8 protein-coding genes and 1 pseudogene are annotated in these 15,688 nt (G+C 71.7%); 6 read left to right on the forward strand and 3 right to left on the reverse strand.

Annotated features, from left to right (window positions below):
- Positions 1 to 118: 118 nt before the first annotated feature.
- The 4 genes from ACIRVK_RS20495 to ACIRVK_RS20510 all read left to right on the forward strand — a co-directional run bounded on the left by ACIRVK_RS20495 (position 119) and on the right by ACIRVK_RS20510 (position 4,953).
- On the forward strand, positions 119 to 1,708 hold the full coding sequence (locus ACIRVK_RS20495) for an MFS transporter (protein ID WP_404248945.1): 1,590 nt from the start codon (positions 119 to 121) through the stop codon (positions 1,706 to 1,708).
- Positions 1,709 to 1,770: 62 nt separating this feature from the next.
- On the forward strand, positions 1,771 to 2,391 hold the full coding sequence (locus ACIRVK_RS20500; protein WP_404248947.1) for a TetR/AcrR family transcriptional regulator: 621 nt from the start codon (positions 1,771 to 1,773) through the stop codon (positions 2,389 to 2,391).
- A gap of 277 nt (positions 2,392 to 2,668) precedes the next feature.
- Entirely contained in the window at positions 2,669 to 3,637 is a 969-nt protein-coding gene (locus ACIRVK_RS20505; protein WP_404249064.1) for an endonuclease/exonuclease/phosphatase family protein, read from the forward strand.
- 98 nt (positions 3,638 to 3,735) lie between these two features.
- Positions 3,736 to 4,953, forward strand: coding sequence for an MFS transporter (locus tag ACIRVK_RS20510; RefSeq protein WP_404248949.1), 1,218 nt, complete (start codon positions 3,736 to 3,738; stop codon positions 4,951 to 4,953).
- 111 nt (positions 4,954 to 5,064) lie between these two features.
- Here the strand turns inward: ACIRVK_RS20510 and ACIRVK_RS20515 are convergent, their stop codons facing one another.
- The 3 genes from ACIRVK_RS20515 to ACIRVK_RS20525 form a co-directional block, all read right to left on the reverse strand.
- Positions 5,065 to 10,884 (reverse strand): hypothetical protein, encoded by a 5,820-nt coding sequence (locus tag ACIRVK_RS20515; protein WP_404248951.1) that lies wholly within the window; start codon positions 10,882 to 10,884, stop codon positions 5,065 to 5,067.
- The gene (locus ACIRVK_RS20520) at positions 10,884 to 12,584 is read right to left on the reverse strand and encodes a LysM peptidoglycan-binding domain-containing protein (protein ID WP_404248953.1); all 1,701 of its coding nucleotides are present in this window, start codon (positions 12,582 to 12,584) and stop codon (positions 10,884 to 10,886) included. Before ACIRVK_RS20520 ends, ACIRVK_RS20515 begins: the two co-directional genes overlap by 1 nt.
- A 75-nt stretch (positions 12,585 to 12,659) precedes the next feature.
- Positions 12,660 to 13,469, reverse strand: a complete 810-nt coding sequence (locus ACIRVK_RS20525; protein WP_404248955.1) for a LysM peptidoglycan-binding domain-containing protein — start codon at positions 13,467 to 13,469, stop codon at positions 12,660 to 12,662.
- A gap of 269 nt (positions 13,470 to 13,738) precedes the next feature.
- Between ACIRVK_RS20525 and ACIRVK_RS20530 the strand changes: the two genes are divergently transcribed.
- Complete coding sequence (locus ACIRVK_RS20530) at positions 13,739 to 15,052, forward strand: helix-turn-helix domain-containing protein (protein ID WP_404248957.1); 1,314 nt, start codon at positions 13,739 to 13,741, stop codon at positions 15,050 to 15,052.
- Between the two features lie 91 nt (positions 15,053 to 15,143).
- Positions 15,144 to 15,650 (forward strand): annotated as a pseudogene (locus tag ACIRVK_RS20535) (MFS transporter); the annotation flags it as partial.
- Between the last annotated feature and the right edge of the window lie 38 nt (positions 15,651 to 15,688).

Consider the following 15,688-nt stretch of genomic DNA (forward strand, 5'->3'; position numbering starts at 1 on the left):
CGGGGGAGTCGTGTCACGCCCCGGCCGGGCGATCCGGAGCGCGGATCCGTGTAAGGAGAGAGTAAAAAACATTCCGATACGGGACCGTATCGTATCGGAAGTGCCTAGTCTGGACCGCATGACCACTGCACCTGCCCCAACGCCCCGGATACCCGAAGCCGTGCACCGGCGCCGTTGGGCGATCCTCGGCGTTCTGATGCTGAGCCTGCTGATCGTGGTGCTCGACAACTCGATCCTGAACGTCGCCATCAAGACGATCTCCACTCCCGCTCCGACCGGCCTGGGCGCCACCCAGAGCCAGCTCGAGTGGGCGATCAACGCCTACACCCTCGTCTTCGCGGGCCTGCTGTTCACCTCGGGCCTCATCGGCGACCGGGTGGGCCGCAAGAAGGTGCTGCTCGGCGGACTGGTCGTGTTCGGCGCCGGCTCCGCGCTGGCCGCCGAGTCCGGCTCGCCGGCCCAGCTGATCGCCTTCCGCGCGCTGATGGCCCTCGGCGCCGCCTTCGTCATGCCGGCCACCCTGGCCGTCCTCATGAACGTCTTCGAGCGCGAGGAACAGCCCAAGGCCATCGGCATCTGGGCGGGCGGCGTCGGCCTCGCCATCGCCATCGGCCCGATCACCGGCGGTCTGCTCCTGGACCACTTCTGGTGGGGCTCGGTCTTCCTCATCAACGTGCCGATCGTGCTGATCGCCCTCTCGCTGATGGTCTGGCTGGTGCCCGACTCCCGCGACCCGAGGCCGGGCAGGCTCGACCCGATCGGCGTGGTGCTCTCCGTCGTCGGCCTGGTCCTGCTGGTGTACGGCATCATCAAGGGCGGCCAGCTCGCCGACTTCACCGACCCGCAGGTGCTGTCGACCATCGGAGCCGGTGTGGTCGTGCTCGCCGGGTTCGTGGTGTTCGAGAGGCGCAGCGACCACCCCTCGCTCGATGTCACCTACTTCAAGAACAAGGTGTTCTCGGCCGCCATGGCCGCCATAGCGCTGGTGTTCTTCGCGCTGATGGGCGTGACCTTCTTCTCGGTCTTCTACACCCAGAGCGTGCGTGGCTACTCGCCGCTGCAGTCCGGTCTGCTGATGCTGCCGCTGGCCGCCGCACAGATGATCTTCGCGCCGCGCGCCCGGCTGCTCGTCGACCGGTTCGGCAACAAGGTCACCACCGGTGTGGGCCTGCTGCTGCTCGCGGGCATGCTGGCCGCGTTCGCGGGCTTCGAGAAGGACACCCCGATCTGGGTCCTGGAGGTCGTGTTCTTCCTCATGGGCGCCGGTATGGCCCACGTCATGACGCCGACCAGCGTGGTCATCATGCAGGCCCTGCCGCGCGAGAAGGCGGGCTCCGCGTCCGCCCTGAGCAACACCTTCCGCCAGGTCGGCGGCGCCCTCGGTATCGCCGTCCTCGGCTCGGTCCTGTCGACCGCGTACCGCAACGGCATCGAGGGCAAGCTCTCCCTCCTCCCGCCCGGCCTCAGGGACACGGCCGGCGAGTCCATCGAGGCCACCCTCGGCGTCGCCGCGAAGCTCGGCCCGCAGGGCAAGCCCCTGGTCGGCTCGGCCAACGACGCCTTCCTGCACGCCATGCACGTCACCGCCCTGTGCGGCACCGGCGTGGCGCTGCTCGGCGCGCTGGTCGCGTTCTGGTTCCTGCCCGGCAGGCCGCCGGCCCGTCAGAAGGGCGAGGAGCAGCAGGAGTTGGTCGCCGCAGCGGAATAGGATCTTCCGGCGCACCGGGGGGCAGCAGGGAGAATCGCTTCAGTACGACGAAGGGACACCACGTGAGCCTCGCCGACACCCCCGCCGCCCCCGCCCGGGGACGCCCGCGCAGTGAGGGGATCGAACGGGCCGTCATCGAGGGCGTGATGAAGCTCCTCGAGGACGGCGTCCCGCTCGCCGAACTCTCCATCGAGCGCATCGCCCGTACGGCCGGCGTCGGCAAGGCCACCATCTACCGCCGCTGGAGCGGCAAGGAGGAGCTGTTCGTCGACGTCGTCCGCAGCGCCGAACCGCCCGCCGCGCAACTGCCGGGCACCTCCATGCGGGACGACCTGGTGGCGCTGCTGGAACAACTGCGCCAACGCGGCCTGTTGGCGCGGTCCTCGGCCATCCTGCACAACGTGCACGCCCAGATGAAGAGCAGCCCCAAGATATGGGCCGCCTACCACACGACGGTCGTCGCGCCGCGGCGCGAGCTGCAGATCGAGATCCTGCGCCGCGGGCAGGCCGCCGGCGAACTGCGCGCGGACCTGGACATCGAGTTGCTGAACGACATGTTCGTCGGCCCCATGCTCTTCCGCACCCTGATGCGCCCGGACGCCGAGCTGCCCGACGGCCTCTCGGAGCAGATCGTCGACACGCTCCTGGAAGGGCTACGGCCCGTCAGCCCGCCGTCCGCGTAGCCCGCGTACGCGGTCCGTATGTGCCCGTTCCGTCACAGAACCCGGCGACCGCCGGGAACGCGGAACCCGTCCGACCGGCTCGTTCGTCCCACTGCCCGTACGGCCGTCCTGGACGGCGGATCCGCACCGATCATCCCCTAGGGTTTTGTGCCGGGGGAACGGACGGTGTGCTCGGCAGGCAGTGAGGCGACGCGGTATGGCGCAGCAGGCGTACATGACGGAGACGGACAACGGAGGCTCGGGGCCCGAGCGCCGGGGAGACCGGTTCCGGCGCCTGATGAACCGCCTGGTCGCCGGCTGGCGCGGCGACCCGAGAATCTGGCGCCGCGGGATCGTCCTCGCGGCCCTCGCGATCCTGCTCGGCCTGGTGATGCTGCTGCACGCCCGCATCCCCAACTCGGTCGGCAACCTGGGCAGTCTCACCGAGACCTTCCTGCCCTGGCTGGGACTGCTGATCCCGGTGCTGCTCGTGCTGGCACTGGTGCGCAGGTCGGCCACCGCGCTGATCGCGCTGCTGGTGCCGGTGGCCGTCTGGCTGAACCTGTTCGGCGGGCTGCTCACCGACAAGACCGGCGGCGGCGGCGACCTCACCGTCGCCACCCACAACGTCAACGCCGAGAACCCCGACCCGTCCGGCACCGCCCATGACGTGGCCGCCTCCGGCGCGGACGTGGTCGCCCTGGAGGAGCTGACCCCGACGGCGGTCCCGGTGTACGAGCAGGCTCTCGCGCCGACGTACAAGTACCACTCGGTCCAGGGCACCGTCGGCCTGTGGAGCAAGTACCCGATGAGCGACGTGCGGGCCGTCGACATCAAGCTCGGCTGGACCCGCGCCCTGCGCGCCACGGTGACCACGCCCGAGGGTCCGGTCGCGTTCTACGTCGCCCACATGCCGTCGGTGCGCGTCAAGCTGGCAGCCGGGTTCACCGCCCGTCAGCGTGACACCAGTGCGGACGCGCTGGGCGAGGCCATCGCGGCCGAGCAGCTTCCGCGCAAGATCCTGCTCGGCGACCTCAACGGCACCATGAACGACCGCTCCCTCAACGCCGTCACCTCGCAGATGCGCTCCACCCAGGGCGCGGCGGGCAGCGGCTTCGGGTTCAGCTGGCCGGCCTCGTTCCCGATGGCGCGGATCGACCAGATCATGGTTCAGGGCATCGCGCCGGTGAGCTCCTGGACGCTGCCCGCGACCGGCAGCGACCACCTTCCGGTGGCCGCCCGTGTGAACCTCACCACCAGCTCGTAAGGCGCTGGAATACCGGGCCGGGGAGACTTTGTTCCGCCAGTGAACATACACTGGCGGAACACACACCCCTCCCCACTCCGAAAGGAACAGGCCCCTTCATGCCCCTGGCCCTGCTCGCACTGGCCGTCGGCGCTTTCGGTATCGGCACGACCGAGTTCGTCATGATGGGCTTGCTGCCCGACGTCGCGAACGACCTGAACGTCTCCATCCCGACCGCCGGACACCTGGTCTCGGCGTACGCGCTGGGCGTGGTGATCGGCGCCCCGCTCCTCGCGGCGTTGACCTCGCGGATGTCCCGCCGCACCGTCCTGATCGGCCTGATGGCGCTGTTCGTCGCGGGCAACGCCCTGTCGGCCCTCGCCCCGGGCTACGACTCCCTGCTCGTCGCCCGCTTCCTCAGCGGCCTGCCGCACGGCGCCTTCTTCGGCGTCGGCGCTGTCGTGGCGACGACCATGGTCGCCCCCGAACGCAAGGCCCGCTCGGTCTCGCTGATGTTCCTCGGCCTGACGGTCGCCAACATCGCGGGCGTGCCGGTCGCCACGCTCATGGGCCAGCACCTGGGCTGGCGGGCCACCTTCCTCGGCGTGGGTGCCATCGGCCTCGCGGCGATCGCCTCCCTGGCCGCGCTGATCCCGCACGACCACGCGCAGGCGCCGGCCGCCGGGCTGCGCCGCGAACTGACGGCCCTGCGCTCGCTCCCCGTCTGGCTGGCTCTCGGGACCACGGTCGCGGGCTTCGGCGCGCTGTTCGCCGCGTACAGCTACATCACGCCGATGCTGACGGGCACCGCCGGTTACGCCGAGTCCAGTGTCACCTTCCTCCTGGCCCTGTTCGGCGTCGGCGCGACGGCGGGCAACCTGCTGGGCGGCCGCCTCGCGGACCACTCCCTGCGTGGCACGCTCTTCGGCGGCCTGGTGTCCCTGGCGGCCGTACTGGCCCTGTTCCCGCCTCTGATGGACTCCCGGTGGACCGCCGCGCTCGCGGTCGTCCTCCTCGGCGCGGCGGCCTTCATCACGGGTTCCCCGCTCCAACTGATGGTCATGGAGAAGGCCGCCGCGGCCCCGTCCCTCGCCTCCTCCGCCAACCAGGCCGCCTTCAACCTGGCCAACGCCGGCGGAGCCTGGATCGGCGGCCTGGCCCTGGCGGCGGGCTTCGGAGCGGCGTCCCCGGCGCTGGCGGGTGCGCTGCTGGCGGTGCTGGGTCTGTGCGTCGCGGGGGTCGCGTACGCGGTGGACCGGCGCCGGGTTCCGCAGCCCCGGACGGGACGACTCGTCGCCGTACACCTGCCGGAGGCTTCGGAAGTACTGCACCGGTGAGGGCGGACGGCGAGCGAGCGGGCACTGCGGAAGCAGGAGGAGTCGGGCTCACGACGCGCCGGAGGGCGGCTTCCCTCTGAGAGGGGCCGCCCTCCGCGTCGTCTGCGGTGGTCAGCTGTTCAACGAGATCAGCCGTTGGGTGGCGCCGCTGGGCTTCGCTGCGGGGGCTGGGGGGACCGCTGCCGCACCGCTGGTGGTGTTCACCGAACCGGTTCCGCGGGGAGAGCTGCCGGAGGGCTGCTGCGGTTTATTGCTCGTTGGCTGGGTGTCGGTGTGGCCCATGGCTTGCTTCAGTCGGTTCTTGCTCACTGTGCTGCTGTATCCGAACGGGCTGGCGGAAGACTGCTGCGGTTTGCTGCTCGGCGGCTGGGTGTCGCTATGGTCGATCGCCTGCTTCAGTCGGTTCTTGCTCACCGTGCTGCTGTACCCGAACGGGCTGCCGGAGTTGCCGGCGGTCTGCTTCTTGGGGGCGGAGCAGTAGGCGTTGTCGTGGCCGCTGCCGGAGGCCATGGAGCAGGCGAGGTCGTGCTGGACGGTGCCGAGGTCGGCGGTGCCGAAGGTGCCGGTGGCTCCGTCGCTGCCCTTCTCCATGAGCCTGATGGTCTGGCTGTTGGGCTGGTAGGAGGTGACGTTCTTGCCGTGGAAGGTCATGCCGGTGGCGGCGTCGTGGATGCGCTGGACGTACTGGTCGCGGCTCTCACCGGGGAGCGGCGGGAGGTCGGCGAGCGTGGTGAGGTAGTTCTGCTCGAACTGGTTCTGCTCCTTCCTGAGGGTGTCCTGCGCCGCCTTGCCGGCGATGTCGTTGAACTTCGCGGTGACGTAGTTGACGGTGGCCGGGGTGCCGCGGACGGTGTAGCTCTTGCCGTCGGGCGAGAGGGTCACGTCGTAGCCCTGGGCGCGCAGTTGGTCGAGGGCTGCCTGGTTGCCGGCGTTCTGGGCCGGGGCGGCGAAGTCGGACTGGTTGCCTCCGGAGAGGGAGGCCTGCAGCCCGGCGATGACGCGGCTTTGGACGTCGGTGGCGCGCAGGGCGTTGTCGGCGTTCAGGCCGGTGGTGAAGTCGTGGACGCTGCTGTAGGCCGGGGTGGTGGCGTAGCCGCGCTTGTCGGCCTGGCGTACGGCCCAGAGGTTGTTGTCGATCCGCTGGATGGTCTGGTCCTGCGCCTGGTTGACGAGGGTGTCGTAGTTCTGCTGCCAGCTCTTTGCGGGGTCGCCGGTGTAGGTGGCGGCCGTGGTGCCGGCGGTGTCGGCGTACAGGCGCGCGGTGTTGTCGGCGGCCTGCAGTTGCGCTGCGGCCTGGGGCTGGTCCTGGGCGGTGAGCAAGTTGGGGTCGACGCCGTGCTCGACCAGGTTCAGCTTCAGGTTGCGGACCCTGTCCTGCCCGTAGGCGGGATTGTCCAGGGCGGCCTGCCGGAGGTCGGGACTGGCGTTCCAGGCCTTGAGCAGGGCCTGGTCCTGCTGCATCTGGCGGGCGAGGGCCAGGGCGTCCTGGCGCACGGAGGGGTCGGCGGAGCTGTCGAGCACGGCGAGGTGGGTCTGGTCGACGTGGATCTGGTTGGCGCGCTGGATCGCGGCCAGCCGGGCGTCGGCGCCGAGCCGGGGGTCGGTCAGGTTGTCCAGGACGGGGATGGTGCCGGGGGTGACCTGGTCGCCGTGCCAGTCGGTGTTGGTGCCGCCGTTGTAGTAGTAGGCGGTGGCGAGCTGGTTGACGTAGGCCTGGCGCCCGTAGCTGTTCTGCCACTGGCTGATGCAGCCGCTCTGGGTGCCGGCGTCCTTGGCGGTCAGGCAGGAGCGGGCGAAGTCCACCGCCTGCTGGTTCCCGGCCGACGGCCGTGTGGGGTCGGTGGCGAGCTGGCGTACGGTGGCCGCGCCCGCCAGGTCGCTGTTGTCTCCCGCTCCGGGGCTGCCGACGGCGAGCAGAGCCGGGCGGTCCGCGGCGCTGATCACCAGGTTCATCTGCCGCACCGCCTCGTCCGTGGCCGCTGTCCGGGACGCCGGGGTGGCGGCCCGGACGCGTTGGTAGACGGAGGGGTCGATGCCGCCGTCGGCGGTGATCTGCGGGTCGGTCGGGAAGGGTTGCGTGGTGTTCCGGTCCTGGTACGCCGTCTGGGCGACCATCACCCCAAAACTGTCGGCGAGGCTGTTGAGGCCGGTGACCGTACCGCGGTTCGCCTCGATCGTCGAAGCAATCGCAGTCTTGGCCTTCGACGCCCAACTGGGCGGCGACTGTCCGCCAGGCGGGTTCGCGTCGACGATCTGGGGCTCCGCGGCAGCTGGCGCCGTCTCCCCGCGGGGGACATGGGGCTCGAAGTTGACGCCCATCGACATGTTTCCCTCGACTGTCTTGGCCGGGTCCTCGTTCAGGTAGAAGTAGCCTCGGCTGATCTTCCCCGTGGCACCCTGAGAGCGCGCGCCGTTGCGCAGCGCGGCCCAAAGGCGTGCGAAGGCCGACTGTTGGCCGGTGGCGGGCGGCACATCTCCTTCCCCCGGCGACGTGCCGCCTGGAGCGGCAGACGCCTCTCCGGAGGGCGGAGTGCCCTGCCCCGTGGCGGGAAGCGCCTGGCCGGCCGGGTCCTGCGTTGCCGGGTTGTCCCCGGAACCTGCGGGGGGCGCCGGCGGGAGTGAGGGGTTCGGGGCGCCGGGGGCGCCCTTCTGGGGAGGCTGTTGCTTGGTCTGGAAGGTGGCGACGGTGATCCTGCCGGTGCCAGGCTGGAGGTAGAGCTTCGCCGTGGCCTGCTCCGCGGGCTGCCCCAGCGGGGTGGTGTCGGCGGTCACCGTGAGTCCGACGGAACTGCTGCCGCCGGTGGGAGGTGCGAGGGAGACCTGGCCCTGCTTGAGGGTCTGAGCCAGCTTCTCGTAGTAGGCGGTGACGGGGTCGGTCTGGGTGCCGTCGGCGGCGGTGACCGGGTGTTTGCGCGCGTGGTAGGCCGCCGCCGTCAAAGAGGTGTGCCCGATCCGGTCGGCTTGGGCGGCGAGTTGCTGCCGTACGCTTTCGGTGGCGTCGGCCACGGCCGCGGGGTTGTTCCAGTCCACGGTGCCGAGCCTCTGGGCAAGGGCCGGGTCGATGGCGCCGGAGAGCGGGTAGCCGGCGGCAGAGGCTCGGTCCTGCTCGAAGTTGCGTGCGACGGCCTCCCCGAAGGCGGGGGTGGTGGCGTTCCGGAATGCCAGGTCCGGCTTCAGCTTGGTCGCCGGTGGCGCGCCGGTGCCCACGCCGAAGGCGGCCGGGTTCTTGCGCATGTCGTGGAACGCCTGGATGTAGTACTCGTAGGCGTTGGCGAACTCGGTGTTGTCGAAGGTCTCGCCGCGCCGCGCGTGCGCGGCATGGAGCGCGAACGCGGTGGCCTGCTCGACGACTTGGTCGCGCAGCTGCCGTCCCTCGCTCTTCTGCGCGTTCGGCAGCCTTCCGGTGGTCAGCAGGACCTTGAGGGTCCGGCCGAGGGCGGAGGCGGCGCCCGGGTAGGGGGCGGGCGAGAGGATCTCCTGGACGGTCTCCTCCGGTACCCCGGCGCCGGCCAGCATGCTGTGGGCCTCGCTCAGCTCAGCTGCCTTGCTCCGGGCTTGGGCGATGAGCTGCTGGGCGGACTGGAGCGCGGGGGTGTAGGTGTCGGTGAAGACGGCGTTGAAGCGGGCTGTGCTGCGCGTTCCCGCAGTGTTCACGGCGTACTGGACGGCCGTGTTGACCGCCTGAGCGGCGGGCGTCGCGGCGCTGTCGCCTGCGGTGCTCTCTCCTGCTCGGCCGGCTGTGGTGGGCGGGGCTGATGCGGCGATGGCGTCCAACGCGGCCCGGTAGCTGCTTCCGGGCGCCAGGTCGGGGTTGGTGTCCAGCAGTTGGTCGATCGTCGCCTCCGGCACGCCGACGTCCCGGAGGACGGCCCGGACCTGTTCCGCCTCGTGCAGGACCTGTGCGGTCTGCGGGCGGGGGCTCGGCAACAGGCGCGGGCCGGCGGCCGGCGTCGTGCCGGGCTGGACCTGGAGGGTGTGGACGGCGGGGGTCAGGATGGCGGTGTTGGTGCGGATCTCGGGCCCGGGGACATGCGTGACCGAGTTCTGGGGCTCGGGCGCGCGGGAGAACAGGGAGTCGACGATCTGCTGCCGCGATGGCTGCGTCTTGCCGTTGAGCAGCCGGCCGAGGACCGGGACGCGGTTGCGGAGGAGCGAGAGGAACTCCTGAGGCGTCCCCTTGATGCCGATGACGAACGGCTTGCTGCGCGGCAAACCGATCCCGGGCTGGGTGAGCCCGACGGTCAGGTTGATGTTGAGCTTGCCTTCGCTGTCCACCGGCAGCGCGGACACGAGATCGCGGAGTGAGTGGATGCCGGTGAGGTTGAGGCTCGCCTTGGTGGTGCGTTCCTGTCCTGCGGACACCGTGATGTCGAGGATGGGGGTGTTGTGGTCCGGGCCCCAGAACAGCTGGATGTCACCGCCGGTGTTCACCACGGCCTTGGCGTTGGCCAGCGGCATGGTGTCCTTCGCCGGGACGAGGTAGGTGAGGCCGGCGGGCTCCGGTCCGGTGAACTCGCCCGCAGGGTCGGCCAGCACCTGCCGGCTGATCGTCACCGACCGTTCCACCGGACCCTTGAGCTCGGCGGGGCCCGCGCTGGGCGTCACCTTGATCCCGGCGGTGGCCTTGAACCACAGGTGGTGGCCGAGCGGCAGCACTACCAGGGGTGGCCGCAGTTCGCTGTGGGAGGGCAGCGGCGGGATGTCCTGAGGCAAGGCATGCGTGGGTGACTTGTCCTGGACCTCCACGGTCAGACGCAGGTGGCCGCCCAGGGGACTGTGGACGTCCAGGACCGACTGCTGTCCGGAGACGGTGTGACTGTTGGGGTTCAGCACGTTGCGGGGCCCAGCGGCGGGCAGGGTGAGCTCCGAGGTCGGTCCGTCCGTCCGGGTGACGGTCATGCCGGCGTCCTGGAGCCCCTTGACCAGCGCGTCGACCGGTTTGTCCACCGGTTGCACGGCTGTCTGGAACGTCCCGGCAGCCGTTGGCGCCGCGGCCTGGAGCTGGGCGCCGGTCCGCTGCGCGACGGTGCGTGCGATGGCCGCGAGCGAGTTCTCGTTGACCAGGACCGGCTTGCGCCCGGCCGAGGCCGGTGGGGCCAGCGGGAACCTGGCGCCCGCAGCCTGGTTTCCGCGTGCGGATGCGGCAGCGGTGGGGAGCGCCTGGGCCAGGGCGACGGCGCGGTGCAGCAGCTTGACCTCGTACCGGGACAGGGCCAGTTGATGCTCGGACAACTCCAGGTCGAGCTGGTCCAGGACAGTGGCGCGCGCGGGATCGGCGGGCTTGAGCGCGAGCAGCTGCTCGAGCTTCGCGCGGGCCTGGTCGGCGTAGGTGCCCTTGGCGTCCGCGAGCGCCTTCGCGGCCGCGGTGACCTCTCCGACCAGTTGCGCGTGGCGGGAGAGGTCGCTCACCGCCGGGACGCGCTGCGCGACCCTGACCGCTTCGAGGACATCCCGGGCATCGGCGCGGGACAGTCCGCGGGTCACCAGGGACAGCTCCCCCTGCAACACCGGATCCAGCGAGATGGCGCGGGCGCGGGCCACCTCCCGGTCCAGGCCGCTGATCTCGCCGCGGCGATCGACGGCGACCGCCGCGTACTGCAGCCGCTTCACGGCGTCTTTCTCGGCCGCCGCCGAGCGCAGGGCCGCCTGTTCCTCAGCGACCAGCCGCGCCCGCTCCGCGCGCAGCGCCGCCGCCAGCCGCAGCGCCTCCTGCACCTGCGCGACGGTCCGCGCGACGACCTGCGGGTCCGGGGTGGCCGCGCGTGGCGCCTGGGGAGCGCTGTGGGGAGCGTGGCGGGCGGGCGGCTGTTGCCCGGCGTACGCGGTGTTCACTCCACCGGCGACGCCGGTGGACAACGACAGCGCGACGAGGACGGCCGCGAGCTTCCGGACGAGCCGCCGGGGCGGCCGGGGCGGTGTCACGAGGGTCATCACAGGCTCCGATGCACGGGCGTGGCGGGCAGCGGGCGGATCCGGGAGTTCCTGTGGCCCGCCCTGTGGCCCGGCCTGTTGCCGGACTCGGCGGGGCTCCTGGAGCCGCGCGGGCGGGACGGGGCGGTCAGCGGGCACATCCAGCCGGTGGCCGCGGCCTGGGCGCGGATGGGCGCCGGTCGGCAGCGGACAGGGCCGGTGCCCCCGCTGCTGGTGGCGTGGGCTTGAAGGGCGACCTGGTGGATCGCGGCGCGGTTGGCGGCGTTGGTCAGGTCACTGGTGAAGGCCAGAATGTAGACGGGGTGTTCGGCGAGTGCCGCCTGAAGGTCGGCGGCGAGCGAGTCGCCGGTCTGGGCGGTGGAGCCGCGCATCTCCGCCAGGACCGGGGTGCGGCCCCACGGAGCGGGCAGGGTGCGGCCGGGCAGGACGCCGTTGTCCTGCAGCCACAGGCCCTTGGCGACCGCGTAGGCGAGCAGGCGGTGCTCGTCGTAGCCGGGGGTGTTGCCGAGGAAGGTTTTGTCCGGCATCAGCGCCAGCGGCGTGCGGTGGAAGGCGGTGGTGTAGGCGGTGATGGTCTGCTGGACGCAGGCCCACCAGGCCGGGTCGGTGTAGCCGATGGACTGCCACAGGGCGAGCAGGTCGGGGTTCTTCTCGCTGTCGGGCTTGGTCTCTCCGCCGACGCCGACGGAGATGTCCACCGCGGCGAGGTGGGGGTTGCCGTCGTAGCGGTCGGCCAGCGCCTTGAGGAAGACGGCAAGGTTGCGCTGGAAGGCCGGGTTCCAGTACTGCGGGAGCACCGCCCCGTCCCGCTCGGTCACCGATGTGACGCCCTGGGCGTAGACCCAGGCGGGGGTGCCGTGCCCGGAGCCGGCCGCAGGGTCCCACTTCGCCCAGCCGGCCGCGGACACCCGCAGGACGACCTTCTTCCCGGCGGCGGCCCACGGGCGCAGGTCGCGGTCGATCAGGTCCCACCGGTACACCCCGGGACGCGGCTCGAGCTGGGACCAGTAGTAGACCAGCGACCGGCCGGCGATGTCCGGGTCGGTGGCGAGGTCGGCCGAGTTCGGGCCGGAGAAGGCGAAGATGCCCTGGAAGGTGCGGGGGTTGGAGGTGGTGTGTGTCGGCGCGGTCGGGGTGACGGCACCCGGCGTGCTGCGGTGCCCCGCGATGTGCTGCCCGGTCCGCGGTGCCCGGCTGATGGGCAGGTCCGGGACAGTGGACACGCGGCGCGGCCGGCCGGGGACAACGGTGCCGGGGACGACCAGGCGGTGGCCGGCGTAGATGAGCGTGGACGTGCCGAGGCCGTTCAGGCGTTGCAACTCGGCCACGGTGGTGCCGTACCGGCGGGCGAGACCCCACAGGGTGTCCCCTCGGCGCAGCAGGACTGCCCTGCCTTGGGCGGCAGGGGCAGGAGCAGGGGCGGCGTGCCTGGGCCGGGCTGCGGCGGCGAGGGCACGGTGCGCCGCAGCCGTGGGCCGCGGCGCGTGACCTGCGGGGGCGCTACGGCTTGCCGGGCGGGTGGCGGCTGCTGTGTGGGGATGGGCGGGCAGGGCCAGCACGCTGAGAGCGAGGACCAGCGCGCCGACCACCAGGGCGAGTCCGGCACGTACCAGGCCCGGCGCGTCCCGAGGGATGCGCGTCGTCGCGGGCGGCGTCGACGGGCCGGAGCGTGGCGGGCGCCGACGGGGTGGATGAGGCATGGTCATCTCCTTGGGGGGCAGTTTTCGGGTGGGCGCGGTGGCCGGGTGGGGGTGGTGGCCGTGTGCGGGTGGTGGTCAGTACCAGGAGTGGGCCTGCCAGAAGGCCCAGGCCTCGCAGGCGCTGCCGTAGCGGGAGTTCACGTAGGAGCGCATCCAGCGCAGTTGGGTGCCGCCGTCGTCGTGCCAGTCGGGCCCGGCGGCGGCCATCTTCGATCCGGGCAGCGCCTGGGCCAGCCCGTAGGCGCCCGAGGAAGGATTGAGGGCGTGCACCTGCCACCCGGACTCGCGGGTGATGATCGCCGCCGCGCAACGGTACTGAGCGCCGAAGACCTCGGCGGCCGCCTGCCGTAGCGATCCCGGGCTGCTGCTCGAGGGGAGCGCACGCACCCGGGCTGCCGTTGGCACAGCGGTGGCGGCCGGCACGGCGGACGGTGTCCCGGACGCGGCCGGGACCTGAAATTCGGCGCCGGCGTAGATCAGGCTGGAGTCACCGAGGTGGTTGAGCCGCTTAAGGGACGCGACCGTGGTGCCGTAGCGGCGCGCCAGTTGCCACAAGGTGTCACCCGCGTGCAGCCGGATCCGGACCACCGGTGCCGGGGTGGAGGTGGCCGCCGCCTTGGCACGGTGAGAGGCGGGCGCCGTGACGAGACGGCGGGCGGGATGCGCGGCCACCCGAACCGGCCTGCTCACATCGGCGACTTGCGCCGGGCCGGCCGGACGCGTCCCGTGGCCGGCGGCGGCCGCGACCGCGGCCGGATGCGCGGCAGCCGCATGACGAGGGGCGAGTCCCGGCAGGGCAAGCGCGGCCGCGCAGCACAGCAGCAGCACCACGGCCGCCACCGCCCGGAGCCGGCCGGCCAGGTGACGGGGTACCAAGACGGGCATCGCAGTCCTTCCACCACAGCCGAAGGGAGCGCGGATCCGCACTCCTGGCCAAGATGAAAGAGGCGCTGCCGATGACCGGCCAGGCCTTGCCCGTACGCGGACAATCACGGGACAAACAGACCCCGCCGGCCCCGGCAACTTTGAAGGCCGGCCGACGGATTGTCCGGGCTGATCACAGCCCCGTCGAAGCCGCACCGAGCCGACGCGGCGGGCCCTATCATGGCCCGCGCAAGCACCCGAAACTCGAACGGATGCAGGGGAGAAGGGGCATGGGCAGACGGGAGGCGCTGCTTCCGGCAGGACCCTTAGGCGAGTTCGCGAAGGCTCTGCGCGACCTGCGCGCCGGCGCGCCCGGCGCACCGACCTACCGGGAACTGGCCGAACGGGCCCGGTACTCGCGCACCGCTCTGTCCGACGCCGCCTCCGGACGGCGCCTGCCCTCCTGGGACGTCACTGCCGCCTTCGTCACCGCATGCGGAGCCGACCCCCAGGAATGGCGCCCGCGCTGGGAACAGCTCGACACTGAACTCCGCGTCGACACCGGGACCTCCCCTGCACCCCAGGAAAGTGCCACCGCCCCCGCGGCCAGCCCGGTGAGCAGCCCGGACAACACCTCGCGCACATCGCCGATCCTGGTTACGGACAACCAGCAGGCCACCGCCAAGGACGCTCGCCGCACCGACGACGGTCCCGGCCCGCAGCCGGAAGGTCCGCAACAGGCCCTCGTGCCTCCTCGGCCCGATCCCGGACCGTCCCAGCCCGCAGCTCGCCGCTTCCCCAAGCGCGCCGCGGTCATCGGCGCCCTCGCCGTAGCCGCGGTCCTCGCCGTGACCGTCTCCCTCATCCCCGACGGCCATGCGCGGCACACCACGCTCGGCTCCGCAACCCGACCCTCCTCCACAGCCTCGCCGTCGCCCGGTCGACCATCCCCCACCACCACGGCATCCGGTGCCGCGCACACCCCCACCCCGACGCGCACCGCAACCACGGGCCCCACCAACCCGGCGCTCACCCTGACGGACCCCGCAGGCAACGGGCAGCCCAACCCCGGCAAGACGACAGCCGGCGCGGCACACGCCCCCACAGGCGCCGCCACCCCACCCGCCCAGGCCACCGTGTGGACCGGCTACGCCGGAGCCCGATGCGCATCCACCGGCGCAGCACCGACCAGCTTCTACGACGCCGACGGCAGCTGGCACACCACCACCGGCGGCGCCTACAGCTACGGCTGCAAAGCCGCCCAGTACGTCCACCTCACCGGCTCCACGCGTTGGACCGCCAACGCCGACTGGGTCTTCCACCCCCCGGCCGCCGTCAGCGGATGCACCTTCACCATCCACATCGCCGCAGGCACCTGGACCCACACCGCCCAGTACGAGGTCTACGACACCGGCAGCACCAACAACGGCGCCGCCGAGCCCATCAGCTCCTTCACCTTCGACCAAGGCAACTACGACAACGGCGGCTGGTACACCACCAGTCGCTACCCCGCCACTACAGGGACCATCGACCTCGCCCTCACCAACGCCGGCACCGACCGCCACGGAGTCGTCGCCGACCTCGTGAAGACCACCTGCACCTGAACAAGCCCAGGGCTGCGAGTCCGACATTGCTACTGATGCCCTGACCGACTGTGTGTCTGTGGCCACTCCAGATGCCCCACCGGCGACGTATCTCGCCACCACGGTTGCGGGCTTCGGCGCGCTGTTCGCCGCGTACAGCTACATCACGCCGATGCTGACGGGCGCCGCCGGTTACGCCGAGTCCAGTGTCACCCTTCTCCTGGCCCTGTTCGGCGTCGGCGCGACGGCGGGCAACCTGCTGGGCGGCCGCCTCGCGGACCACTCCCTGCGTGGCACGCTCTTCGGCGGCCTGGTGTCCCTGGCGGCCGTACTGGCCCTGTTCCCGCTTCTGATGGACTCCCGGTGGACCGCCGCGCTCGCGGTCGTCCTCCTCGGCGCGGCGGCCTTCATCACGGGTTCCCCGCTCCAACTGATGGTCATGGAGAAGGCCGCCGCGGCCCCGTCCCTCGCCTCCTCCGCCAACCAGGCCGCCTTCAACCTGGCCAACGCCGGCGGCGCCTGGATCGGCGTGGCGGGGGTCGCGTACGCGGTGGACCGGCGCCGGGTTCCGCACACCCGGACGGGACGACTCGTCGCCGTACACCTGCCGGAGGCTTAGGAAGCACCGCACCGCTGAGGGCGGCGGGGGCGTGTGCT

This window comes from Streptomyces sp. NPDC101152 (genome assembly GCF_044768275.1).
GTDB lineage: Bacteria > Actinomycetota > Actinomycetes > Streptomycetales > Streptomycetaceae > Streptomyces.

Excerpts from the sequence above, each read along its gene's own strand:
- ACIRVK_RS20505 (WP_404249064.1), top strand. The coding sequence starts at position 2,669 with ATGAACCGCCTGGTCGCCGGCTGGCGCGGCGACCCGAGAATCTGGCGC.
- ACIRVK_RS20510 (WP_404248949.1), top strand. The coding sequence starts at position 3,736 with ATGCCCCTGGCCCTGCTCGCACTGGCCGTCGGCGCTTTCGGTATCGGC.
- ACIRVK_RS20525 (WP_404248955.1), bottom strand. The coding sequence starts at position 13,469 with ATGCCCGTCTTGGTACCCCGTCACCTGGCCGGCCGGCTCCGGGCGGTG.
- ACIRVK_RS20520 (WP_404248953.1), bottom strand. The coding sequence starts at position 12,584 with ATGCCTCATCCACCCCGTCGGCGCCCGCCACGCTCCGGCCCGTCGACG.
- ACIRVK_RS20515 (WP_404248951.1), bottom strand. The coding sequence starts at position 10,884 with ATGACCCTCGTGACACCGCCCCGGCCGCCCCGGCGGCTCGTCCGGAAG.
- ACIRVK_RS20495 (WP_404248945.1), top strand. The coding sequence starts at position 119 with ATGACCACTGCACCTGCCCCAACGCCCCGGATACCCGAAGCCGTGCAC.
- ACIRVK_RS20530 (WP_404248957.1), top strand. The coding sequence starts at position 13,739 with ATGGGCAGACGGGAGGCGCTGCTTCCGGCAGGACCCTTAGGCGAGTTC.